This window comes from bacterium SCSIO 12643 (assembly GCA_024398135.1).
Lineage (GTDB): Bacteria > Bacteroidota > Bacteroidia > Flavobacteriales_G > Salibacteraceae > CAJXZP01.
On sequence record CP073750.1, the window covers coordinates 1,184,604 to 1,210,257 of the forward strand.

The 25,654-nt window shown below is 36.3% G+C and carries 24 protein-coding genes; 5 read left to right on the plus strand and 19 right to left on the minus strand.

Annotated elements, in window-relative coordinates:
• Positions 1-777, plus strand: coding sequence for a TatD family hydrolase (locus KFE94_05125; GenBank protein ID UTW67494.1), 777 nt, complete (start codon positions 1-3; stop codon positions 775-777).
• Here the strand turns inward: KFE94_05125 and KFE94_05130 are convergent.
• Positions 774-1,208 (minus strand): hypothetical protein, encoded by a 435-nt coding sequence (locus KFE94_05130; GenBank protein UTW67495.1) that lies wholly within the window; start codon positions 1,206-1,208, stop codon positions 774-776. The two genes, KFE94_05125 and KFE94_05130, sit on opposite strands and share 4 nt — an antisense overlap.
• Before the next feature lie 214 nt (positions 1,209-1,422).
• Between KFE94_05130 and KFE94_05135 the strand changes: the two genes are divergently transcribed.
• The 3 genes from KFE94_05135 (at position 1,423) to KFE94_05145 (ending at position 3,025) form a co-directional block, all read left to right on the plus strand.
• Positions 1,423-1,872 carry a MarR family transcriptional regulator gene (locus tag KFE94_05135; protein UTW67496.1) on the plus strand — a complete coding sequence of 150 codons (450 nt, stop codon included), beginning with the start codon at positions 1,423-1,425 and terminating at the stop codon, positions 1,870-1,872.
• A 152-nt stretch (positions 1,873-2,024) separates the two neighbouring features.
• On the plus strand, positions 2,025-2,657 hold the full coding sequence (locus tag KFE94_05140) for an NAD(P)H-dependent oxidoreductase (GenBank protein ID UTW67497.1): 633 nt from the start codon (positions 2,025-2,027) through the stop codon (positions 2,655-2,657).
• 2 nt (positions 2,658-2,659) lie between these two features.
• Positions 2,660-3,025, plus strand: a complete 366-nt coding sequence (locus KFE94_05145) for a DoxX family protein (GenBank protein ID UTW67498.1) — start codon at positions 2,660-2,662, stop codon at positions 3,023-3,025.
• A gap of 42 nt (positions 3,026-3,067) precedes the next feature.
• On the opposite strand, the gene KFE94_05150 is transcribed toward KFE94_05145, so the two are convergent.
• From KFE94_05150 to KFE94_05235, 18 genes are all read right to left on the minus strand, one after another.
• Entirely contained in the window at positions 3,068-3,439 is a 372-nt protein-coding gene (locus tag KFE94_05150; protein ID UTW67499.1) for a hypothetical protein, read from the minus strand.
• A gap of 64 nt (positions 3,440-3,503) precedes the next feature.
• Positions 3,504-6,296, minus strand: a complete 2,793-nt coding sequence (locus KFE94_05155; protein UTW67500.1) for an SBBP repeat-containing protein — start codon at positions 6,294-6,296, stop codon at positions 3,504-3,506.
• 176 nt (positions 6,297-6,472) lie between these two features.
• Complete coding sequence (locus tag KFE94_05160; GenBank protein UTW67501.1) at positions 6,473-7,234, minus strand: UDP-2,3-diacylglucosamine diphosphatase; 762 nt, start codon at positions 7,232-7,234, stop codon at positions 6,473-6,475.
• A gap of 5 nt (positions 7,235-7,239) precedes the next feature.
• A complete protein-coding gene (locus tag KFE94_05165; protein ID UTW67502.1) occupies positions 7,240-7,683 on the minus strand; it encodes a 6-pyruvoyl tetrahydropterin synthase family protein in 444 nt (147 codons plus the stop codon).
• Complete coding sequence (gene map / locus KFE94_05170) at positions 7,680-8,468, minus strand: type I methionyl aminopeptidase (GenBank protein UTW67503.1); 789 nt, start codon at positions 8,466-8,468, stop codon at positions 7,680-7,682. The genes KFE94_05165 and map overlap by 4 nt, the downstream gene beginning before the upstream one ends.
• Before the next feature lie 35 nt (positions 8,469-8,503).
• Positions 8,504-8,917: a hydrolase gene (locus tag KFE94_05175; GenBank protein UTW67504.1), complete on the minus strand. Its 414-nt coding sequence runs from the start codon at positions 8,915-8,917 to the stop codon at positions 8,504-8,506.
• A 142-nt stretch (positions 8,918-9,059) separates the two neighbouring features.
• Positions 9,060-10,256 carry a hypothetical protein gene (locus tag KFE94_05180; protein ID UTW67505.1) on the minus strand — a complete coding sequence of 399 codons (1,197 nt, stop codon included), beginning with the start codon at positions 10,254-10,256 and terminating at the stop codon, positions 9,060-9,062.
• A 1-nt stretch (position 10,257) separates the two neighbouring features.
• On the minus strand, positions 10,258-11,259 hold the full coding sequence (locus tag KFE94_05185) for a PorV/PorQ family protein (protein ID UTW67506.1): 1,002 nt from the start codon (positions 11,257-11,259) through the stop codon (positions 10,258-10,260).
• Positions 11,259-14,087, minus strand: a complete 2,829-nt coding sequence (locus KFE94_05190) for a TonB-dependent receptor (protein ID UTW67507.1) — start codon at positions 14,085-14,087, stop codon at positions 11,259-11,261. Before KFE94_05190 ends, KFE94_05185 begins: the two co-directional genes overlap by 1 nt.
• Positions 14,071-15,516: a hypothetical protein gene (locus KFE94_05195; GenBank protein ID UTW67508.1), complete on the minus strand. Its 1,446-nt coding sequence runs from the start codon at positions 15,514-15,516 to the stop codon at positions 14,071-14,073. The genes KFE94_05190 and KFE94_05195 overlap by 17 nt, the downstream gene beginning before the upstream one ends.
• A 69-nt stretch (positions 15,517-15,585) precedes the next feature.
• Positions 15,586-17,817 (minus strand): T9SS type A sorting domain-containing protein, encoded by a 2,232-nt coding sequence (locus tag KFE94_05200; protein ID UTW67509.1) that lies wholly within the window; start codon positions 17,815-17,817, stop codon positions 15,586-15,588.
• Between the two features lie 8 nt (positions 17,818-17,825).
• Positions 17,826-19,970, minus strand: a complete 2,145-nt coding sequence (locus KFE94_05205; protein UTW67510.1) for a hypothetical protein — start codon at positions 19,968-19,970, stop codon at positions 17,826-17,828.
• Between the two features lie 107 nt (positions 19,971-20,077).
• Positions 20,078-21,370 carry a T9SS type A sorting domain-containing protein gene (locus tag KFE94_05210; GenBank protein ID UTW67511.1) on the minus strand — a complete coding sequence of 431 codons (1,293 nt, stop codon included), beginning with the start codon at positions 21,368-21,370 and terminating at the stop codon, positions 20,078-20,080.
• A 227-nt stretch (positions 21,371-21,597) separates the two neighbouring features.
• Positions 21,598-22,050, minus strand: a complete 453-nt coding sequence (locus KFE94_05215) for a GatB/YqeY domain-containing protein (protein ID UTW67512.1) — start codon at positions 22,048-22,050, stop codon at positions 21,598-21,600.
• A gap of 65 nt (positions 22,051-22,115) precedes the next feature.
• On the minus strand, positions 22,116-22,778 hold the full coding sequence (locus KFE94_05220) for a response regulator transcription factor (protein ID UTW67513.1): 663 nt from the start codon (positions 22,776-22,778) through the stop codon (positions 22,116-22,118).
• Positions 22,762-23,568, minus strand: a complete 807-nt coding sequence (locus KFE94_05225; protein UTW67514.1) for a hypothetical protein — start codon at positions 23,566-23,568, stop codon at positions 22,762-22,764. The genes KFE94_05220 and KFE94_05225 overlap by 17 nt, the downstream gene beginning before the upstream one ends.
• Positions 23,553-24,068 (minus strand): hypothetical protein, encoded by a 516-nt coding sequence (locus KFE94_05230; GenBank protein ID UTW67515.1) that lies wholly within the window; start codon positions 24,066-24,068, stop codon positions 23,553-23,555. Before KFE94_05230 ends, KFE94_05225 begins: the two co-directional genes overlap by 16 nt.
• Before the next feature lie 135 nt (positions 24,069-24,203).
• Positions 24,204-24,518: a hypothetical protein gene (locus KFE94_05235; GenBank protein UTW67516.1), complete on the minus strand. Its 315-nt coding sequence runs from the start codon at positions 24,516-24,518 to the stop codon at positions 24,204-24,206.
• 749 nt (positions 24,519-25,267) lie between these two features.
• Between KFE94_05235 and KFE94_05240 the strand changes: the two genes are divergently transcribed.
• The gene (locus KFE94_05240; GenBank protein UTW67517.1) at positions 25,268-25,642 is read left to right on the plus strand and encodes a hypothetical protein; all 375 of its coding nucleotides are present in this window, start codon (positions 25,268-25,270) and stop codon (positions 25,640-25,642) included.
• The last annotated feature ends 12 nt before the right edge of the window (positions 25,643-25,654 follow it).

Here is a 25,654-nt window from a genome sequence, read left to right on the forward strand (position 1 = left end):
GTGGAGTTTATAGATACACATGCTCATCTATATTTAGATAGATTTGAATCAGACATTGATGAAGTCATAAAAAATGCCATTGATAGCGGGGTTTCTAAAATGTTACTACCGAATATTGATAGTTCTACAATTGACTCCATGAATCAATTGAGTCAAAAGTTTCCGAAAAATTGCTTCCCGATGATCGGTTTACATCCTTCTGATGTTAAGGCAAACTTTAAAGAAGAGTTAGATATCGTCAAAAAAGAAGCTCTTACCGGAAAATATATTGCAATTGGTGAAATAGGAATCGACCTGTATTGGGACAAAACTTTTATCAAAGAACAGCAAGAGGCTTTTGCTGTTCAAATTGAACTTGCCAAATCATTAAATCTTCCAATAGCTGTTCATGCACGTGATTCATTTGATGAAATTTTCGAAGTTTTGGACCAACATAATGACGATCAACTCACAGGTGTTTTACACTGCTTTACCGGAAATCTTGAACAAGCTGAACGTATCATTAACTACGGAGGGTTCAAATTAGGTATTGGAGGTGTTGTGACTTTCAAAAATGGAGGACTTGACAAAGTTATCCCTCATGTGGACCCCAAACATTTAATCTTAGAAACAGATGCTCCCTTTTTGGCACCCAAACCTTATAGAGGAAAAAGAAATGAAAGTCAGTACATACCAATTATTGCAGATAAAATCGCATCATTAAAAGGAATGAAGATTGAGGAGATTGCTGAAATTACCACACAAAATGCTTTGGAGTTGTTTTCCAGGGTGAATTAAATCTCAATTTCCTTACTAGAAGTCAACTCGCTGGATCCATTTTCATAATACTCTATACGATATTTTCCAGCTTCCATTTCTAATTTCAAATCACATTCTACATTACCTGATATAGCGGTAAAGGTCTGAGACTTTTCACTCCAATTGTAATCAGAGACACTCCAATTAGAGATCGAAGAAAAACCGACAAACCAGGCGCTATTTTGTAGACGTATCAATTTAATAACTAAATCTCCATTCTCTGGTATTTTAGCATACAAGCTAAACTCACTACCTGAATAGTCCAGAACATCTTCATCGAGAAGGTTAATTCCAAACGCGCCTGAGTCGGCATAGGTGATTTCAGTAGTTGTGGTGGTTGAACTTGAAGGAGTACATCTAATCAGATTTAATGAACAGCAGACTATTGTTCCTAATACCAAATATTTCATCGCGCAGAATTTTCCACAAACTTATCCGCGCAACACGCTCTAATCATAATCTAAAATAAAGTCTTAACACATATAAACTTAGAGTGTTAAAAAGGGTTGTTCATTCTGGTTTTCACGCCATATATACACTTGAATTAATTACAAAACAAAAAAATACCGTGAAATTATTTTACATGTAAAATAATTATTTACATTTGCGTATCATTTATTGGAAATGGCTACAATTGACGAAGAATTAAAAACGAGATTTACGCACGATAAACATCGGTTTATTGCAAACTTGATCTTCACATCAAATTCTTTTCAAAATGCATTTAACGCCTTCATAAAACCTTATGGACTCTCTTCTCAACAATACAATATACTTAGAATCTTAAGAGGTGCAGCTGATTGGGTTTCCATGAATACCATTAAAGATTTAATGATTGATAAATCACCAAATACAACCAGACTGGCAGACAAACTTTTTAATAAAGGATATATAGAGAGACAAAGAAGTGATCAGGATAGACGTGTAGTCTACCTATCTATCACACAGAAAGGTCTGGATTTATTAGAAGAAATTGACCTGGACGACTCAGGACATCAAAATGAATATCTGGCTCGTATTTCAGATGATGAAGCACGCCAATTTTGTGACATTTTAGATCGAATGAGAGGTTAAAAAAATTTACTCAAATATTTTACATGTAAAATATAAACACAACAATCAAATATATATATACAATATCAAAATCATTAAACGTAAGACGAAAAAAATTTAACTAAATACTCTACATGTAAAATAAATCCATGTAACATAATAAATATAAAACGATGAAAACACTAGAATCATTAAAATGGAGAGCTGCAATTAAGAAATTTGATGGCTCCAAAAAAGTTAAAGAAGAAGACCTAAATATCCTTATCGAAGCTGCGAATTTAGCCGCTACATCCGGAGGACTCCAACCATTTAAAATGGTGGTCGTTGAGAACAAAGAACTACAATCTCAATTGGTGCCATATACCTATGGACAGGCTCAAGTTAAAGATGCCTCTCATGTTTTGGTATTTGCAATTGAGGCAGAATTTGACACCGATTTAGTTGATAGATATATCGACAGGGCTGCTGAAGTTCGAAACATGGACAAACAGAATCTGGTGGGTTACGCTGACTCCATGAAAGCATACATTTCTTCAATGGATGAAAACACGAAATACCACTGGGCTAAAAGTCAGGCATTTTTAAGTCTTGGCACTGTATTATCCGCTGCCGCTGATTTACGAATTGACTCTTGTCCAATGGAGGGTTTTGATGCCAGTCAATATCAAGAACTATTGGGCCTAAAAGCATATAATCTGATGCCTGTAGTGATTTTACCTATTGGCTATAGATCAGATGAGGATTTCCACTCGAAAGAAGCCAAAGTCAGAAAAACTTTAGAAAACTTCACAATCAAAATCAATTAAAAATGGAAAAGAGAAACTTAATTATTTTCAGAATTATCACCGGATTATTTTCACTAATGATTCTTGGTGGGGTCAGCCAATATTTTTTCAATCACGAAATGGTAGTTGGCATGTTTGAAAGCCTAAAATTCCCAACCTATCTGATTTATCCAATGGGTATCGCAAAAACATTAGGAATTGCGGCCATTTGGTTCAGTAAATCAGAAACACTGAAAGAATGGGCTTATGCTGGTTTTACTTTCAATCTATTACTTGGAATTTCAGCTCATCTCAACGTTGCTGATAACGAATTTGCCGGAGCAACCATTTGCCTCATTTTACTTATTGGATCATATGTATTCAATCGTAAATTAAATCCAAAAAACTAAACGAGAGATTCACACAAAAAAAGGGAGCTAATGCTCCCTTTTTTACTCTATAATCATCAATTCCATATCCTGATCCGGTTTTTGTTCATGCGAAATAGGTTCTATCACATACTGATAAATACCAGATTGTTCTTTTACTTGGATTTCACGAATTGATTCTTTCTTTTGATCAATACTACCAAATCTTAAGATTGTTTTCTCTGTATTTTCCTTTGCAAAAATCTGATGCACCTCCATAGCATGCTCAAAAAGCATTCGTGAGCGTACGCTCCAGGACAACCCAGAATTCAGTGACTTTAAAAGTATTCCTTTTGGCAATCCATTTTCATGATGCTGCAATTCAGCAACTACTCCTAAATTTGAAATCTTAAAACTGTTTTTTACTATGACCTTACCCTTCTCCAACTTTTTCATATACTTATCCTCTGAACTATATTACCTTCCTAAAATAAGTATTACTTCATCTAGCATAGTGATACTACTCTAAGAGCAGTTGAATAGTCTTTTGACTTCTCAATGTTTTTATACTTAAGAAATAAACTCCTGGAGCCTCATTAAGCTCAATCTTAGCTTGCGAAGTATTCTGTATTTTCTTTCTATAAATAAGCTTCCCCTGGACATCTGTAACCTTTAGTTCTACATTTGAAACTTGCTTTTCAAACACCACATTAAAGATATCCGAAGATGGATTAGGATATACTACCAACTTTACATTGGGTTCCAATTCACCTATCCCAACTTTTGTTATCGAAACACATGCTGAAGTATCGACACATCCATTTTCCGTTAATTCCACAGCATAATTCCCATTTTTTGTTGCTGTAAAACTCATTAAAGTTTCATTCGAAATGGGACTATAATTATCATCACAATCTAACCATTGATATGTCGCATTAACATTATTTGATGTAATCGTAACTTGATTCACAGAAACCGTCAAATCCGAGACTTTTGTTATTGTCAAGTTCAACGTAATAACACTATCGCATCCTTTTGAATTGATAAGTGTATGTGTAGCTGAGTTATTTGACATCGTATAAGTATTCCCATCTATCCAGGTATAACTATTACAAGCAGTTATGACATCTATTCCAGAATTCGGATAGTTTATTGTCAAATCCAATGTTACAACAGAATCACAGCCATTCATATTTGTAAGAGTATACGTAGCTGTATTATTTGATGAGGTATATGTATTTCCATCGAGCCAGGTATAACTATCGCATGCTGATATCACATCGACTCCTGTATTTGAATGATGTATTGTAAGATCTAACGTCACTACAGAATCACAGCCATTCGTGTTTGTCAAGGTATATGTAGCTGTATTATTCGATGAACTATAGGTATTCCCATCGAGCCAGGTATAACTATCACAGGCAGATATTATATCTACCCCTGTATTTGAATGATGTATTGTCAAATCAAGTATTATTACCGAATCACATCCATTTACATTCGTCAGTGTATGTGTAGCCGTATTATTCGATGTTGTATAAGTATTTCCATCGAGCCAGGTATAACTATTACATGCCACGATAACATCTGAGGTCAAAGAATTTAATATAGTTAAATCTAATGTCACCACAGAATCACAGCCTACTGAATTGGTTAATGTATATGTTGCCGTATTATTCGAATAGGTATATGTATTTCCATCTATCCACACGATACTATCACAGGCAAATAATGTATCCGTACTTGAATTCGAATTTATAATAGTTAAATCCAGGCTCACAATAGAATCACATCCTACCGAATTTACCAGCAAGAACTCGGCAGTATTATTCGATGAGGTGTACACATTTCCATCAATCCATGTATAAAAATCACATGCTGTTTGTACATCAGTAGCATAGGTAGGCATACATGGACTCAATTTTTGAACAAAAAAATCATAATCCCCATTCGACACGATGTTAGCTGTATCAGCTCCAGGTGCGAAGTCTACAACTCCACGGAAAACACCAGTTGAATATATATTCCCAATTCCATCTACAGTTATTGAATTTCCCTCATCATATTGCAATCCTCCCATATTCTTTGCCCATAAAAAACTTCCATTAGAATCTAATTTCTGAATAAATATGTCTCTAAGTCCGTTAGAAGTAAGAACTGTAGAATCCAAACCAGGATCAAAATCTACGGCCCCAGAAAAATAACCTAGTATATATGAACTTCCTAAGCTATCGACTTTTATAGAACGACCTACATCAAACCCTCCATCTCCCATGGATTTAGCCCAGACAAAATTTCCATTTAAATCCAGTTTTTGAACATAGACATCATCACTCCCTCCTGAAATAACATTAAAGACTCCAATTCCAGGATCCATATCTACAGTCCATTCAAAATACCCAGTTGAATATACGTTTCCATAAATATCTACAGCGATAGAATATGCCACATCATAACCAATCCCTCCCATTCTTTTGGCCCATAAAAAATCACCATTAGCATCCAGTTTTTGAATAAAAATATCCGTATTTCCAATTGAGGTAAGATTGTAAGTACCGATACCCGGATCAAAATCTACAGTTCCATTAAATACTCCTGCAGAATAAACATTCCCTAAATCGTCAACAGTCATTGAGTACCCAAAATCACCGCTTGTTCCTCCAAATCTTTTAGCCCATAAAAAATCACCATTACTATCTAGCTTCTGTACAAAAACATCGCTATAACCTGCCGAAACAAGATTAGATACTGCTACACCCGGATCAAAATCCACCGTCAATCTAAAATAACCCGAACAATAAATATTACTTTGATTATCTATAATAATCGAAGTTGCTTTATCCAGATTAATTCCTCCTATTTGTTTTACCCAAATAAAATTACCATTGACATCTAGTTTGAGAATAAAACAATCAATATTTCCATTAGAAATAAGATCAAAAACACCTATACTAGGATCAAAATCCACTGTATCTTTAAAGTTCCCTATTACATAAACATTTCCTATACTATCTACAGTAATTGAATTACCAATATCTGAAGAGTTTCCTCCAATACTTTTAGCCCAAATAAAGTTACCATTGCTGTCCAGTTTTTGAATAAAAACATCATCACTCCCATTTGAAGTCATATTCACCACTCCCGTTCCTGGATCAAAATCTACCGTCCCCCTATAAGATCCTGTAGTATAAACATTTCCAAAGTCATCAACAACAATAGAATTCCCTTCTTCCCAAGCACTACCTCCAACACCTATAGCCCATTCATAGGCTACACTTTGTGCAGTTAATTGAGATAAATTTAACATACTCATCAAGGGTAATAATAGCAGTATTAGTGTAATTTGTAATCGCATTATTCTTAGGTATTAAATATCAGATTAAATTCATTAATATGTCAACGTTCACATATTAAAGTAATCGTTTCCAAATATAACATTTTCAACCAAGTAAACTAAATCAAAATCTATTAACAAGGTCACTTTCATACCTATGGCTTACCAAACTCTTTCAACTCCATTTTATTCCCATCAAAAACTGCATAGGTAAAATCTACTACCCAATCACCAAGATTGATATAATGTGAGTTTTCTTTTAACTCTAAATCCATAGCGTAATGACGATGACCGAAAACAAAATAGTCGTAATGCTTCTTTTTCAATTCATCTTTGACATAAAGCACTAACCATTCCTTGTCATCTCCATGATACTCTTTATCCGCAGTCGCATTTGCAGCACGACTTCTACGTGAAAAATAATGCGCTAGCCCAATTCCAAAATTGGGATGCAAACGTGCAAAGCACCATTGCATTAAAGGGTTGGCAAAAAACTTCTTGATTCGTTTATACCAAAAATCACCTGGACCTAAACCATCTCCATGGCCAATCATGAATTTCTTACCGTTGATTTCTCGTTCAATTGGGTCTGTATACAAAACAACTCCTAATTCTTTCTCCAGATAATCAAAAGTCCACATATCGTGATTTCCTCTAAAGAAATACACCGGAATTCCACTATCTGTAATTTCAGCTATTTTCCCTAGCACTCTGGTAAATCCACGTGGTACGGCAGTCTTATATTCAAACCAAAAATCAAATAAATCTCCAAGTAGATAAATAGCTTCTGCATCTTTTTGAGCCATATTGAGCCATTTTACAAAATGCTGCTCACGTACTAAACTAGATTCAAAATCCGGTACTCCGAAATGTTGATCAGAAGCAAAATAGATTTTTTTCCCAGGAGAAATATCCATTACAATTATACGTTATCACTGGCAAACCACTCGGCATAACTAGTATTGGTTTCCCGCAATAAAACTGAATATAAATTAATATGATCTGGTAGATTTTCTTTAATGATTTCTACCATATGCTCTAGTAACTTTTCCGCTGTAGGCTGGTAAGGAACCAACATCAAACGCGGATTTATTTTATGGTCAATACTCCCCAAGAAACGCGAGTTATCTCTCAATACTAATGCATGATCAAAAATGTCCACTACATTTTCTTTTACGATCTTTTTTAAATCCGAAAAGTCAATCACCATTCCATCTTTTGGTGTTCCTGGTGCATCAATCGGCTCTCCAATAAAAGTCACCGACAACTCATAGGTATGTCCATGAATATTATGGCATTTTCCATCATGGCAATCTAAAGCATGTGCCATTTCAAAATCGAACTCCTTTGTAACTCTTATGATCATGAAGCATTTCCGTTTTTAGCCAATGCGGCATCTACAAAATCAAAAGTAGATAAGATATCCGGTTTTCCGTTTACGATAGCGACATCATGCTCAAAATGCGCTGACGGTTTTCCATCACGAGATACAATTGACCACCCATCGCTTAATTGTTTTACACGATAATCACCCATATTAATCATGGGCTCTATGGCCAACACTAAACCTTCTTTTAGTTTCTTCCCTCTTCCCTGTCTTCCATAATTCGGAACTTGAGGATCTTCATGCATCACACGCCCCAAACCATGACCAACTAAATCTCTCACTACTCCATATCCATGACTCTCTGCATGATGTTGAATGGCATAGCCAATATCTCCTAAACGCTTACCCGCTTGCATTTGCTCAATACCTAAATACAAAGATTCTTTAGTCACTTTAAGCAATTGCTTTACATCTTCTGAAACCTCACCAATAGCAAATGAATAGGCATGGTCCCCATAAAACCCGTTCTTTATCGCTCCGCAATCAACTGACAATACATCCCCTTCACGTAACTCCTGATTATTCGGAATTCCGTGTACCACATGTTCATTTAACGAAGTACAAAGTGTATTGGGAAAATCATATAATCCTAAGAAACCCGGTTCAGCACCTTGATCTTTTATGTATTCAAATGCTAGCTTATCCAACTCTAAGGGAGTCACTCCAGGGCCAATCTTCTCAGCGATTATACCTAAAGCTCGCGAAACAACTTGTGCGCTTTCACGCATCAATTCTATTTCTTCAGCAGATTTATAATGTATCATTCTAGTCCTAAATATTTTTAGTTCAACGCGTACGCCTAGCGTTTTTTGAAAAATGAAAACAGAGATTTCTTTTTTGGCTTTTTTAATGGTGCTGCATTCTCACCTTCAATCAGATGATAAATTGCTCCCCAACCTAGAAAGCCTCCGATATTTCTATCATCAATAAAAATATCGGCATTTATTTTACGCGATGATTTTCCAGAATATTGCTCTTCAGCAAATTCATTATTAACAGCATAAAACTCTATTCCATTCTTTTCACAAAACTCCACTGCCTCTCTTAAAGTCCTCCCTGAACGCACTGTCCAAAGAATTAACCGATGTCCTTTGGCTTCCAGCATCTTTAATGCTTCAAACGCAAATGGCATTGGTTTTCCAATTTTCGGATAAGCATCTTCAACGATGGTTCCGTCAAAGTCTACGGCTATGGTCAGCATTTTGTCAAACATCGCGCAAAACTATTGTTTATTAAGTGGGTATCCAAGCATTCCCGCTTGATACAAACCAAAAATATCCTTTAAAAACAAAAGCTCCATCTTTCGATGGAGCTTTCTTTCACTTAATGCATTTAAGCCGTGGATATTTTGCTCATTAATCAAAATCGGAGGTCAATTTGAACCTTAGTACACGGCCGTTTCCAGAATCAGCTACGTATACAATTTTATCGAGATATGCGACCGCACGTGGCTCATTGAATTGCGTTAACTCAATTCCCGTACCTCCAAATGAAACCTTCACATATTTCTTTACTCCAGCTCCCGGTGGTGGCTTAATACCTTCCAATCCGTTTGAAGTAAATTGATATAACGAATCTTTCTCTTGATCTACCACAAAGATAAAACCTGTTCCATCACCAGACATTGTAACATCCACAGGATGAGAAAATTTACCCGGTTCATCGATTGATCCATCTGCTAATGTGGTATCCAAAGGTATAATATCATTTGGATTATACTCTACTCCGAAATCAGTTTCGTTATAAGTAATTCCTCTTACACGATATAAATTATCTGCAGATTGATCCATCGAAGTAAATATAAAATGACGCGCAAAACTCGCACTAATCTGCGGTGGCTGCGCAAAAGAAGCCATTCCGAAAGGTCGTTTAAAGAAGTCTTTAAACACCCCTCCTCTGGTTGTCACACTAATCGGAGTAATATATTTATCGTCTGCTGAAAACAATAACACCGCATTATCAGGGCCTCCAAATTGATTTACATTATTACTAAATCCAGTTCTGGATACATAATATTCGTTTAATGCAATGATCGCAATATCCTGAAATTCCACAGCCAAATCCGAAGATGAGAATGTGTTTTTATGATAAAACGGATGTACAATTTCCTGAACTACTTTAGCATGATTCAAACCATATCCTAACGCACCTTGAAGGTCTAATCGGTAAATGCATGAAAAAGTATATGAACTCCCATTGATCACCGTGTCTTTCGTCCCAATGGCTAAAAGATTTAATCTACGGTCCTGAACAACTGTTTTGACGCCAGGAATACTAAAACTATATAACTCCCTACCACTTTGGTCTAATCCAACAATTTGTTCACGTCCCTGATCCGCTACATAAATCAAATCATCAAACCCAGCCAACACATCAGTTGGTTTTACAAATTGATCCAACACTGGCTGAATCGGCACATAAGCAATTGGTTTATTTTGAAAATCCGGAACATCAATAAAACTCACATCAGTTTTATTTCCAAAGAAATCATCACAACTGGTACTTACCACCATTAATGATAAAATCGCTCCTATTAAAAATACATTTCTCATATTACTCACGTATATCATTATTAATTGTAAATGAAAGTCCGAGAGACTGCTGATATCCCAGGTGATTGGTTGGAACCGCAGCGTAATCGATATATAGATCATGTGCTCCAATATGGGTACGTACTCCTACACCAAATACCGGCCAGTTATGCCCTGCCACATTTAGCTTATACCCCGCTCTGAAGAACAATAAGTTTAGATACTCAAATTCAGCTCCAATTCTAAAATTTTCCGCATTGTCTGATGGATGTTGTAGTTCAAAGTCCAATGCCAATGATTGATTTTTTCTCTTATAAGGTACCATAGACGCTCCCAGTCTAAAAACAGAAGATGATACGTAGTTATCCAATAAAACACCATTTCTATTAAAATCAACTTCCAGGTAGTCCCCCTTCAATGTTGAGTTTCCTCCGAAATTCTGTAACATTACCGCAAATGATAAGTCTTTCCAATCTGTCTGATACGCAAAACCCAAATCAATTGTGAATGTATGATTTTTATATTCCGCTAAACTCTCATTGATATAACGAATGGTAGACCCGAAAGCAAACATATCTGAGAGTCTTTTGGAATAAGTAAATCCAATTCCAACGGTACTCGCGTATACCTTTTGTCCAGTTCCATTCGGTTGAAATTCCGTTCTCACATCCATCTCTCCAGATGTTAAGAAGTTTACCGAAACACCATATGCAGCGGTATTTTGATTTGGCATTACTGCTGAAAAATATCCCTGATGAATTCCTGCTCCAACCAGATAACTGGAGTATGTGGCATTTAATCCTTTTAAATCTGCCGCATAAGCAGGATTCGAAAAGGTTGAATATCCTTTGGTATCAACCGCTACACTAGCTCCACCGATTCCAGCTGAACGCGGATTCATGTCATTTTTCAAGAAACTAAATGTAGCTAACCCCGCACGTTGTCCTCCCAAATTTGGCAAAATTTGCGCCTGTACTGAAATACTCAATACGGTCAGGACCCATATGTAAACTAACCTTTTCATTAAAATTTAAAACTAATTCCGTATAAAAATTGACGTGGCGCTAAGTATCTCGCAGGGTCATCCGGAAGTTCTCCATTTTCCTCTGGACCTAAATAACGCTCATCTCTATATTTACTGGTCACATCGTCACCAGGCTCATATCCTCGTCCGGTAATTGGATTTACCGTTTGTGCATTCTTATTGTTAAACAGATTTCTGATTTCGAAACTGAAAATCAAACCTGATTTTTTTTCTTTACCTGTAGTAATCTGATAAGACAATTTTAAATCTGCATTAAACCAGGCCTTTCCACTCTTTGCCAAATATTGATCTAAGTCCGGCTCGTACAATGGACGTCCTAATGCATTTGTTCCCACCTGAACTTGTGGAGTATATCTGTACCCCGAAGAATATCTCATTGTAGTAAATGCCGTAAAACCATGTAACACTTTCATACTGGTATCCGGCTTAAATACCAAATTCCATTTGATATCCCATGGTCTATCCCAAGCCAAATATTGCTCCTTGGTCAGTGCCACCTGTCCGTTTTGCTCAATTTGCAGGCCTGACTCACGTGCAGAATTTGACTTCCCACGCGCCACTTGATATGCTACGTTAAATGAGGTGCGGAAATGTTTCGCAGGTCTCCAGAATATGCTGAACTCAATTCCATAAATTCGTGCGTAATCCTGATTGATATACATTGATTTTGAAACCGGTCTTCCGGTTTGATCTTTTACAATCACACGTCTGGAAACGATATAATCAAATCTGTTGTTATTAAACGCAGCAATCGACATCGCTAAGTCCTTCGTAATTTGAGATTTCATCCCCAATTCGTAATTCACACTCACCTCTGGATTCAAATTTGGATTTCCCAGACTGCTTAAGAATGAATTCTGCTGATAACGTAAATCCAATCCCTGATACACAAAACGCGGATGTGGTAATCTCATGAAGTGACCATAGTTAAAGTATAATACATTGTTATCCGTTACCGGGAATGACACATTAATTTTCGGAAGTAATCTCGCTTTGAATCGTTTTCCAAACATTCCGAAAGTTTCATTCATGTAATCCTCTCTAATCTGGTCCACTACCGGAGAATTCGGGTCATTTACTACATCATCAATATAGGTTCCCTGAGACCAGTAGTTCAATCTTAAACCTATTGTGGCTACAATTCCTTTGTAAGTGATTACATCCTGCGCAAATAATGCCCCATTACTTGGTTTTACTTTCCAGATATCACTGGTCACTCCAACACTGGTTGAAGGTGTTGTCAAAGTATCATTAATTACGATTGGTGCACCTACCCATGGCTTATCTACATCGGTCCATTGATATTCCAGGAAGTGATGTTCGAAACCGAAACTATAACGGTGTGTTTTATTATCCGGATAGTATCCCACTTTTGCTTTAATAGTATAATCCTGTACGTAGTGATCGTGCCAGGTACCAGAAATACCTCCATTGTTAATTAACCATGGCCCAGGTTGTGTAAATACAATTGGATCTCCAGGATTAAAAATCCCAACCGGATTGGTTACAATATCATCTTCATCTAAGATTTGATCAACTGTTTCGGTTCTAAAAGGACGACCATTTGCATCTGCTCTTAAATTGGTAAACAATCTACCTAAAGAAGCATTCACACTCCAATTGTTATTAAAGAAGTGATTGAAGTTTAAAACTGTTAAGTTCGATTGCTGTGTATAGGTAGTTGCATTATCCAGATTTAAACTTCTTCTATATTGAAACCCTGGTGCCAACACCTGATCAAAACCTACGATCTGTAATGTTCTAGAATTTTGATTGATTTTTAAACTATGCTGATTCGTAATAAAAAATTTGGTTCCCGGTTTCACCTCATATACCAATTTGATGGTATTTGAATACGAGTTATTGTAACGTGGTGCCCAAATGGAATCATTTGAAGGTAGTAATGAACTGTGCAATTGATTGGCCGTAGGACCAAAATAATCATCCGTTAAATTCGCATCAATTGAAAAGAAGTAACGCAGTTTCTTTTTTGTAAAAGGAAATGCACCACCAAAGTTTAGATTGAAAATATCTGTATTCCAGGAATGCGCGGCATCTCTGTCAAATCCAAGGTTATCACGTGTCCATGAACCTCCAATTTCAAATTTATCGCCACCTTCACGAATCTTGGTTGAAATTACACCAGCCATACCACCAGCCTGATCTGCACCAGAACCACCTGTGGTAATTTGAATATCCTGAATAGATGAAGATGCTACACTTACTCCTGCTCCTGTTCCTGCCAATGGATCTTCTACTGATATTCCATCTACCACATATTGTGTTTCGTAAACTCTACCACCACGAATCGAAATACCATCCGTAGTTTTATTTACTCCGGCTTGCATAGAAGCTACTTCTGTCACATCACGCGCATTCATTTCGGACAATGCTTCTTGCGAAATTTTAACTTCTGAAGATGCAGCTTCCAAATCAATAAGATTTTTCTCCCCTACAATCTCTACTGCTTTTAATGTTTGAGATCTTGGGCTCAATTCGGCATTTAGGGTAGTTGTTTCTCCATTCGCAATATGAATACCGTTAAACACTTTATCGGCATAACCAATAAAACTTACTTTAATCGAATAATCACCGGGTTTAATATCCGTAATGGTATATTTCCCATCAATATCTGTGGCAGTTCCTTTATAGGTTCCCACAATCATTACTGTTGCACCAATCAAGGTCTCCTTTGTTCCGGCATCTTTAATTACCCCAGATAAAGAACCTTGCGCTTTTGCCTGACCTGAAAAAATCAAGGTCAAAGCCATCATGCAGATCGTAAATATTTTACCAGTTAAAGTCATTGTTTAATATCTGATCAAATAATATTTCTAAATCACTGATTTGCTGATCCATCTTATACAGCTGAACTGAAAAGAAATATTGATAAATATTGTTATTTCCGTCTTTTCTTCTTGCACCTACAGTACTTGGTCCGGTCCATCCACCTTGTTTTACCAAATGGCCGATATATACTTCTTCGGCTCCAATAGACATATAGAATGGTGATACTCCAGATAGAATAAATGTCGGACTTAAATCCGGGTAATTGGGACCGAAAGTGGATGAAATGGTACTATCAGGCACCAATCTCGCCTGTCCATTTGAAGAGGATAAACTATCAATAGGTAACGTACTTGAAATTCCGGAAATATCCTGCCCTTTGGTAAATGAAGTTACAATCAAAGATTTTCCTCCGTTGTTACTAAAAACCTGCAATGAAGGTGCTGCAAATTCCAATAAAACGTCTTTACGACCTGTTACTACATTAGTGAAGTTAGATTCATCCGATGTGAATACGATATCATCATAGTGTTCTAATAATAAATCAAATGTAGGCGACCAAAAGGCAGGCTGATATTTTCCTCCATCGGTAGCATAATCCAACGCATCATAACTAGTCATGTTATTATTCATCACCCCTTTATAAACATCAGTAGGTGGTGCCGACAACCCGGTTACATATAATAAATCTGAAGTTTTAGGTTTTATGTATAACACATCTGATGTATCAGGTTCACTTTCCGCATTGGCAAAATCAACTACTTTAATATAAAAGTGATTGGTATCTCCTACTACTAATCCGTTAAGCTTTTCAGTCAGTGGCAAATCATTCGTTCCATAGTAAACATGAGCATCAACTGTTCCTGTTTGACTACTATTGACAGGAACTATAGATAGCATTTTTTCATTTACATCAATTTCCATCCAATCTCCTTGATTGGCCTTCAAATAAGCTTTTATTATAGTTTCATCACCGTCTACATCCACTGCGTTCCATCTAAATGTGGTCACAATATTTACGGTGTCAACCGGGAAGCCTTTTTCATTGAACAAAGCTACCGGTGGTGTATTCTTTAATGGGACTTTTAAGTATGCCGGGGTTGGGTCTATCAAACTATCATTATCGATAGCTCTGACGTAAAAATCAATATCGGTGGTATCCGATCCGGGTTCAAGGGTAAAGTTAAATGTACTGTCATTTTGGGTAGTAAATACCCAATTTTGGTTGTCTAAAGAGATTTCATATCCTTTTATATATCCATCTTTATCTGAACCAAACCAACTTAAAAATACCACACTATTCAAGCGGTCATCACCGGTTAGGTTGATGCTCTCCGGAGTCAATACTGTATCTGGAGCTAAATTGGCATTTTTCTCTAAAGTACGCTTACAACCGAAAGCCGTAACTAATAAAGAAATGAAAACGATGTATTTAAAATTCAATTTCATTTTGATCCGTTCTATTCAAAAAAGGAAATGAAAAACCGGGTGTAAGGTCTACACCCGGTTATTTATTTTTTAGTGTTTAATCACGATTTTTTCAATGGCTAATTGATTTCCTTCCATGTCAGTTACTTTCATTAAGTAAATTCCATTTTGAAGCGCATCAACACCAATTTGTCCACCATTTGAGATTACTGAAGTTTGGTTTACCAAACGTCCAGATAAATCTAAAATAGATACCATGAAGTTTCCTTGTAATCCATTCACCGAAACAGTTACGTTGTTTGCTGCAGGATTTGGATATACAAATGTCTCAACAGTATTTCCATTGATTTCAACTACTGCCGTAGGCAATTGTAGATTAGTAGTATCTAAATCAATTGCAGTTCCATTTTCAGATAATCCAATGATATCATCATTGTTACGTGGCATTACTTTATAGTTACCGAATGTATAATACATCATACCCATTAAAGTATCCATTTGCATATCTGTAGAAGTAATTACTGTATCAACTTCCATTTGACCATCAGTAGTATACCAGGTTCCGTCAGCAACCAAAGACACCCATAAAGAAGAGAATGCATTGTTTGATTGACGACCAGTTGTTACTCTCGTATCAGTTGTAGCAGATGCTGAAGTACCAATTGCATAGTCACCGAAACCTAAGTTTGCATTGGTGATAAACAATTTACCTCCGGTATTTACCATTCCTACAGCCATACCTTCATACTTCTCAATTTCGTTTGTTGAGTGTAAATTCGCATCAGATGGATCGAAATATACCATTTCGTTAGGAACAATATTTCCAGTTTTCACCACATCGATTACTTGCATACGTGTCAAACCATAGTTTTCTTCAATAACACCTGTTACAGTTACTTCATGCGTTCTTAATAACAATACCAGGTCAGAGTTTCCAACTAATGGAAGACCACCCCACTCAGTAGCACCTGGTTGTTGGATGTAAACATATCCTAAATCATAATCTTTAGAAGAAGCACAAACCACTCCTGTTACTGTTACTGTATCACCCATGTAATAAGAAGCATCCTCATTGTAATCCAATACTTTTTGGATATCCACGATTGTTAAACCGTTATCTCTAACCGTATAAATCTTCACATTTGGACTAGTAGCTCCTGAAGGAGTTGCAGGATACTGAGAAGTGTTTCCATCGTTATCAGTTGCTTTGATATAATATCCTACCATCTTTCCGTCTGCAAATGCAGGAATATTAGCGGTGTACTCATCAGTTGACCCACCTACTAAAGTAAAGTTAGCGCTTGTGAAAGAACCACCTGCGATATCATCAGTATAGAATAATTCAACAGAAGTAATTGTTCCGTCAAAATCAACTACTTTACATGTAACTTCTGGAGTTTCAGTACTTGTTGGTGCAATAGGATTTCTAGTTGCATCAGAAATTGCTGGAGGAGTTACTCCAACTACATAGTGAGACGGGCTGAAAGGATTCAACTCATATCCACGACCATTTGCTCCAGTACAACCGTTTTCTGAATGTAATACAATACCTATTAATGTATCATAAACCAAACCTACTGGTGGCGCTACAAAATTTCCTGTAGTAGATGGTGAACTTGGATTCACAGTTGTGTGTCCTGGTAATTTCTGAGCTAAAAATCTATCAGAAATGTTAATTGTGTTACCATTAGCATCTGTTACATCAATACTTACACGGCTACCTCCAGAGAAGAAGTTTACTGCAGTTACTGTAACATTATTAATCATTACTAAAGACCCCTCAATTGGCTCTCCAGTTTCTAATTGATTCACACGGTTTCCATCATTTAAATCACCTACACTCACTACTCTTGGTTCCGGAGCTGTAGTTGTACCAATTGCATTTACCGCCTGGTTGTTTAATGGATAGATTTGAGTTTCACCCTGGTAACGACCAACAGTACCAGTTACTTCAACGATATCACCAGCTACTAATGAGTTCAAAGCCGTTACGGGTTGGTTACCCGAACCATCGTTAAATACACCGTGAATCTGAATTCCTGCGAAGTCACCACCTTGTCCGGCATTTGCTGTATCTAAAAGGTGAATTGCTGCACGATATCCTCCTGCAGTTGAACTTGATGGAATCTCAGTTAAGTTTCCATCATGCATAACGATTCCTCTTACTTTTACAGTATCACCCATGTAAGCTGAAGAATCATTACAGTTTGCCAAATCTGCTGCAGATACATATTGCACATCATAAATACTCACGTTATTTACTTGAGCAAATCCAAAAGCAGATGAAATAGCAAAACCTAATAATAGTAAAGTTTGTTTCATGTTCTTGCTTATTTAATTATTAAAAATTTAGATTTATAAATCTTTCCAGTTTCCAGATCTTCTACCGTAAAAATGTAAAGTCCTCTGGCCAATATCTGATTATCTTGTGTTAATAAGTCCCAAGCATGCTCTCCTCCAGAGAACACATTTTTGTTCGGATCTTCTGCTCCAAAGGTTTGGAACCAACGGATATCTGTACCGTTATAATCCTGATCGTGATAAATTTCATCTAATAAATCACCTGCGGTGGTATACACTCTAATTTTGCATCGCTCTGGTAAGTTCGCAAAAATTAATTTTCTACTTTCTTCCTGGAACGAGCTATTTCCTTCCCATGCGGCTCCGGCATAATATGGATTTGGATACGCAAACGGACCATTTTCTTTTAAATCTTCAACCGCATCTTTTCCTGCAAATACTCTGAAGTTATTAAAATTTGGACTCGACTCTAATGACTCTAAATTAGCTCCCGGATTTCCTCTATCAAAAGCAGTTACTGCAACCGCATATTGCCATCCATTTTGAATATTTTCAATACTATATTTATATACATAAACATTCGTATCCCCTTCAAAGGTTACTGGTTTTTCCAAACGGATGGACTCAAACCCTATATCATAAAATAACCCGTTGTTTGGAATATCATTTTCTCCCACTTTCACGAATTCCAATTTCGGTGGAGTTTGCGCTACATCAAAACCTAGCTTGGATGTATATACTCTATATCCTTCAAAATCCATTTCTTGTGTAATCGGATCCACAGATGACTCGCTATTATCTGCCCAGTACACATCAATACGATTATCGGTAGCATCAATCCGTGTTCTAGGTGAATTTGGTGGAGCAGGCAAAATATAACGTGTAATACGTCCATTTCCATCCACATCCTCTCCCGGATCCAGTTCTCCATTAAAGTTTACATCCTCACCATTGTACGCTGTTTGCGCCCAACCCGCATTCTGCATAAAATATTCTTTCTGTTCCAAAGTATTTATTGAAGGATCTTGTCCATCGTCCTTCTTTGGCCCAAGAATAAATGCGTATGTTACATTGATTGTATCACCTGGCGCAAAATCTCTAAATGGTCCTACGGATACCAAATCTGATCTATTTCCTAAATCATTGATTTGTTCTTGAATAGACTTTGCACTACAATTTCCGTTAGTTGACGAGTTTTGATCCCAACATAAAGTATGGTTCAACCCTGCTGTCATCTTCTGATATCTTTGATTGTCCGACTGCGGCAAAAAATAAATTGGATCTGCAGTATTATTAAACTGCCAAACATTGTAATGAATATTCAATTCATTCAACAGATTCCCGTTATCATCAACCAATCCCGGATGATGGAATCCATGTTTATCTTCAGCTCCCAAAAACTTTTGTCCAACATATGATTGGGTAAAACCTATATCACCTCCCTTATCATAACAATATGACATGTATAAAGAATCGAGATAGCCATTCCCCCCTTTGTTATAAAATGCTGCACCTCCAGAACCCGCTGGAGTGATATTAATATTTCTTACAACGGTATTTGCCCAGAAAGAGAAATGTGCACTATCAATCGTTGAGTTACTTCTGTTAATGATATAGAAGTTGGTAATTACAAAGAAGTTACTGAAGGTATAATTCCAGTTATAGGTATGTCCGATAACTTCAACATTCAACGGATTATCATGTCCTTGAATTGGAATTTGTGTACCTGGAATTAAAATATTGGAATCCGTAAATGTAGATACGAAATCTTCGTGAGACACAGCATCCGGAGAGAAAAACGGACTATCAAAATACGAAGATCTAATTTTTAGCGGGCCACTAACATTGGTAAACTCAAACCCTGCACGTCCGGTAGCATAACCTTGTGGTGCGTCATAAGCAGAAGTTGAAACTAAAACCTGACCGTTAACAATACCTCCGAACCAGAATCCGGATTCGAACATATGCTCTACACCTGATCCGGCAGGATATTCACAACTTTGAGAACCACTACCGTCACGATATCCTCTAAATGCGTTTCCAAATGTTCCAATGTTCGTTACGTTTAAACGTACATCGGAGACTTTTGTCGTTTGTTCATCAAATTGCTGAGCCTGAACTGAAAACCCGATGAATATCCCTAAGGATAGTAGTAAATAAAGCCTCTTTCGCATATCAAATTTTGTTTGTTAGCTGCTTATTTATCCGTCCCTTTTTTAAAACGGGGCGACAAATGTAATGCGTTTTTTACGTTCAGCGTATTTTATAGATAATTAAATTGTTAATTCTGAATTACTCTAACTACTTTTTTATTCCCAGAATTGTCCTCTACTTTCACCAATAGCACTCCCTTCGGCATATCAGAATACTCAAAAGTAGTTTCTCCTTGATGAACAATATCTTGATGTTTTAATAACGCTCCGGTGATACTGTAAATCTTAATCGTATAATTTCCTGATGGTCCAACCAATTTCCCGGAAACTCGATCACCTGGAGAGATCATTTGAATGGCCCAATCGGATTGTACACTTTCTGCTACCGAGTTGGGTTGAGCTTCTGTAATAATCATATCCATAACTACTGGAAGATGATCACTTCCATTATAGATGGCATCTAACACATTCGCTGGGACCGAATTATTTGACGGATTATTAATCGCGCTATTAAAATGGTTTCCATCATTCGCTAATGCCTTATAACTATTACTCACATACTCTATACGATTTCCATTATCCTTAATATCCTGAGAAATCAACACAAAGTCAAAACGATCATCCAAACCTCCTCCACTTGCACATCCGTTTCCAACGCTACGGGTAGATTGAGTGTGTACATCTGCATATGCTCCGTTATTATTCCAACTGCCCATGCGATTTACAGGATCAATGAATTTCACCTGAGGGTTTGATGGGTTTACCAAATTCTGGAATGCAGCTTCAGATGCCGCATACACGTTAAAATCACCTGAAAAAATATAGTTCCCATTGATATTCTCATCTGTGATATATTTCATCACAGCCTGAGTCGCTTCATCTCTTTGATTTTCATTTGAACTTCCGCTTCCCGCTTTTAAATGTGCTACAAAAACGGTCAAAAAAGTCGTATCCGCACCTAAACTTAGATTGGCATCTTTATAATACAATTCAAATACATCAATCAATCGAATAATATTATCCCCCCCTACCTCTTTCCGAATTTGGTCGTTGCTTTTTAAAGCAAACATTTCACCGTTATAGAAAAATGCATTGGCTATACTTGATCCGGAAGAATAATTAAACGGAGCCATTTCATATTTGGTCTCTCCGTTCACATTTAAACATCGATCTAAAATCTTAGACGCATTGGATGGGTTAGAACCGACTTCATTACACGCTATCAAATCCGGTTGTACATGAGCAAAAATAGTTTTCATGTATCCTTCCTTTGCCAAAGGAGAATTATTGGTATTGGTACAAAAACTTGTTTCGTTACGGTAATTCAATGTGTTGTAAGAAACAAAAGTAGCTACTTCCTGGTTTTGTGCCCAACCAAAGAATGGCACTAACACCATTAAAATCAATAACTTTCTCACCATATTTACAATTTTGGGGATTGCAAATGTAGAACGGATTTAATATGCGCGCATAATTTTTTTGTTAACAGTACATTATCTGTCACTCATAACACATAAGTAATTGGGCTGAATCACTTATTCACAAAGGGCTTAAGCTATTTTGTTAATGGTCAAAAAAAATAAAGCGAAAAACCTTTGGTCATGATTTAATCATTCACCTGAGTTTTTCGCTTTATTTTTAATAGATTTTACTTGTTCAGTTCTTCTTTAACTAAAGTTGAAATCAGCTTACCATCAGCTTTACCTTTTAGTTGTCCCATCACCGGCCCCATTACTTTTCCCATATCAGATGGACCTGAAGCACCTACTTTGGCAATCGCTGCCTGCACTACTTCTCTTACTTCATCTTCACTCATTTGAGCTGGTAAATATGCCGCAATAATTTCCGCCTGGAACAATTCTGGTTCTGCCAGATCCATTCTATCCTGACCTTTATATAATTCTCCTGAATCTTTTCTTTGCTTTACCAATTTTGAAAGAATCGCTACCTCCTCATCTTCTGATAAAGTTCCTGAACTTCCTTCCGCAGTCTCAGCTACGATAATTGCCGCTTTTACAGCTCTCAAAGCAGTTAACTTATCTGCTTCTTTCGCACGCATAGCGTTTTTTATATCTGTATTTATTTGGTCTTTTAAACTCATAATTTAATTTTTAACAAAGAAACATTTTGTTCGTTTAGGTTAAAAGAATTTGAACAGTTTCCTAATTAAATTTTCAACTTATATAATCCGTGTTTCAGAGCGTATTTGATAATTCCCATACTATTTTTTGCTCCAATTTTTTCTGATATCTGCTTTCTGTGTGTTTCCACTGTTCGAATGCTTATACATAGTATGTCTGAAATTTCCTGATTCTTTTTTTCCTCGCAAATCAGCTCAATAATTTTTAATTCTCTAGGAGTAATCACCGGATGTCCTGGTATAATCGGACGTCCTTCTACGCCATTTCGAATGGTTGTTACCAAAGCTCTGGATATGCGTTCATCAAAATAAAAATCATTATTATGGACGGCATAAATAGCATCCACAACTTTTTCAAAGTCACAATTTTTGGCTAAAAAACCATTTGCGCCCAATTCAATAGATTCCCAAATAAATTCATCATCATACAGCATACTGATAATAATAACTTTAACTTTTGGGTATTTTTCTTTTATCACCTTTAATGCCTGTGTTCCATTTATGATAGGCATATCTAAATCCAGCAGAATGACATCAACCATTTTTTCTCTCAAGGTATCGAGTAATAGAGAGCCGTTTCCTACATCGAAAACAACACGCAAACCCTTTTCTCTCTGCAACAAGGCCACCATACCTTGTCGAACGAGTTCATGATCTTCAGCTAGACCTAATCTAATTTTCTTTCTCATTTTTAACTAGTGGGACAGTTAATGTAATAGTAGATTCTGTAGTTCCTTTTTGGAAGAGTAGTTCTCCACTCAGCACCACCACACGTGCCTGAATGGAATTCAATCCTAATCCCTTGGATTGAATGGCTAATGTTTCAAATTCTTCTTGAGTTAAACCTTTTCCATGATGGGTAATTTTTAAATTTAGATCGTTATTAAGTTTATACAAATTTACATTTATCAGGTTCACCTTTTCGTGTTTAACAATATTATTAATCAACTCCAAAACCAAGCGATACATGTTTATAGCGACTTGCTTACTCAATTCTTCGGAATCGAAATCCGGTTTAAAAACAAACTCCACACCTGTGATCTTATTAAAGAAATTTCTCAATGCTTTCTCTAATCCAAATTTCAATAAAAAGTGCGGGGTTAAATCATAACTTGCCGTACGGATATTTTCAATAATACGGTCAACAAACTTTTGTTCGGCTTTAAGTTGGTCAACTGTCAATACACCATCTTCCAGATCAAATATAATATTATTAATGTTTAATTTATGCGTTGTTAATAACGGACCTATTTCATCATGTAGATTTCTGGCAATCGTTTCTCGTTCATCTTCTTGCACTGTAATTGAGTTTCTTAGCAATTCTAACTCCTGATTTTTTATCGTCATTCGGAGCGAATTATCTTTTTCCATCATCTTACGATTGTAGGTTAAAGTAAAAACAATAATCATCATCACCAGAATAAATATCACTAAGCTTCCGGCTATAACGATTAAGATAATTTCTACTTTACTGTCCATATCGCGCGTGCAACAAAAAGATTAAATATTATGGTACTTATGAGCTGAATGGGCCATAAATACTTATGGTAAAAAATTTCCTGAGATAAGACGCTCATCTCAAAAAAGGTCAAAATTATTGTTGACCCAAAATACACCATTATTCCACTATTTAACCAATAAAAGTAATATCTATATAAGTTTAATATCTCTAAATCCCGATATATTTTAACAAAGTACAGCATGGACCCTATTAAAGTCACAGTACTCAGCACAATATAAATCTCAGGTCTATACTCACCCAATCCGTTAAATTCATATACAACTATCCCTGTGAAAGCCAAAAACATCAATAACACCAGGGTCATGATCCTTTTGATTTCAATTTCAGAGATTTCGAGCCAGTATACCCAGTAAAGTGCGAGGCTTAAACCGATACAATACCCTACATAAATTTGATGATTTCCATTACCATGATGGGCCATATATAAACTCACCAAATCCGTCAGAAAATTCCACATTAATAAAACCAAAAGAGCTCCCAGAGATAATCTGGGAGCTCTAATTAGTTTAAATGGTATTAAGACCAACGGTAATACGGGGCTGAAAACTGATAATTTCAATAAAAAATCAAATTGCCCGCCTATCATTATTTTTTAACTATTTAGTTGGTTCGACTGCCCACAATTTGGCGGGCACTTTACAGATCGTTCCAAAATTACACCATCTTCCATATCGTCTTCATCAGCCTTAGCTCCGACCAACACCAAATTCTTGGTTCCGTCATCTTCTAATCCATAATAAATACGGATTCCCATACATTCTGATTGGTCTAAGATTTCGTTTAGTAGGTCTTTCCCAAAAAAATGTCCTTTTATTCCTCCTGCAGGAATAGTTTCTCTGTAGTTTGCGGTCCATTCCGCTGCTTCTGACAAGGTTACGATTTCACCTTCTGTTCCATTAAAAGCCATATTATTTTGTTTTTAGTTAGTATATGTGTACTAAGCTATCGTAACAGAATAATATATTCTCAAATGTAAAAATTTGAATTGAAAACCCACTCAAGTTTAACCCCCAGATTGACTTGGTTTTATTCATGTTTTATACGTATAAACCACATTTTATAAATACGTATAAACACGTATAAGAAATGTGGTTTATACGTATATAAAATTTGTGGTTTATACTGTTGCAGGAATCTACCAGTGTTATGACATTTGAGAGTTTTAGAATCGAAAAGTGATTTTAGTCTCTCCACATCCTTTTATCCGATTGTAATAACGGATATCTATTTAATGTATCTTAAGAATTTCATGTAATGAGATTCTTTCCGGATGTTGATTAGTTTATTACCGAAGCATCAAATTTCGATGCTCAGTGATTTTCAGCAGGAGAGTCAGATGAGCGAAAAAGATTGCAATTATAAACTAATGAACACATTATAGAATATATTTACACTTATTTTTTGTAAACAACACTAATGATCCAACCGCTATGAGATATTTTCACCAAACCAAACCTTACAAATACTATCGCCTAATAGAACAATATTGTCCCTCTTAATTCAAGATCTATTACTAATACTATACTATTTATGACTTACTATCTAATTGGAGACTTTTTTAAACCTTCCATGAGTTCATTTTGGGTTCATGCTGACCAGAACAATAATGTCTCCCTTCACTAACACTACTTTTAGCAAATTTTTAAACTGTTTAACATGAATGATTTTCCCACTCAATTAGACCAGCAAGAGATGCTGTCTGAAATTCGAAACATAATGATTAAAGATGTTGGACAATTATGGATACATATTGAACATCATATTGACATCTATTTAGAAAATCAAAAAAACCATCTCGAACAACTCATTAACGAGAGAATCGAAGGCACTATTTCTTATGAGCTTTTTGAGACCAAGCTGGAAGATGTCCAAATGGCTACCGCGATTTTTTTACATCAATTTGAGATTATTCCTTACGACATTGTAAAAAAGACCTCCGAAAATATGGCTCTTGTTGTTAAACAAAAAGTGGAATCCCATCTCATCGCATTGCTCATGCCTTTTACTTATGTAGAACCCGCAGCATGTTAAAGGCGCCATCAA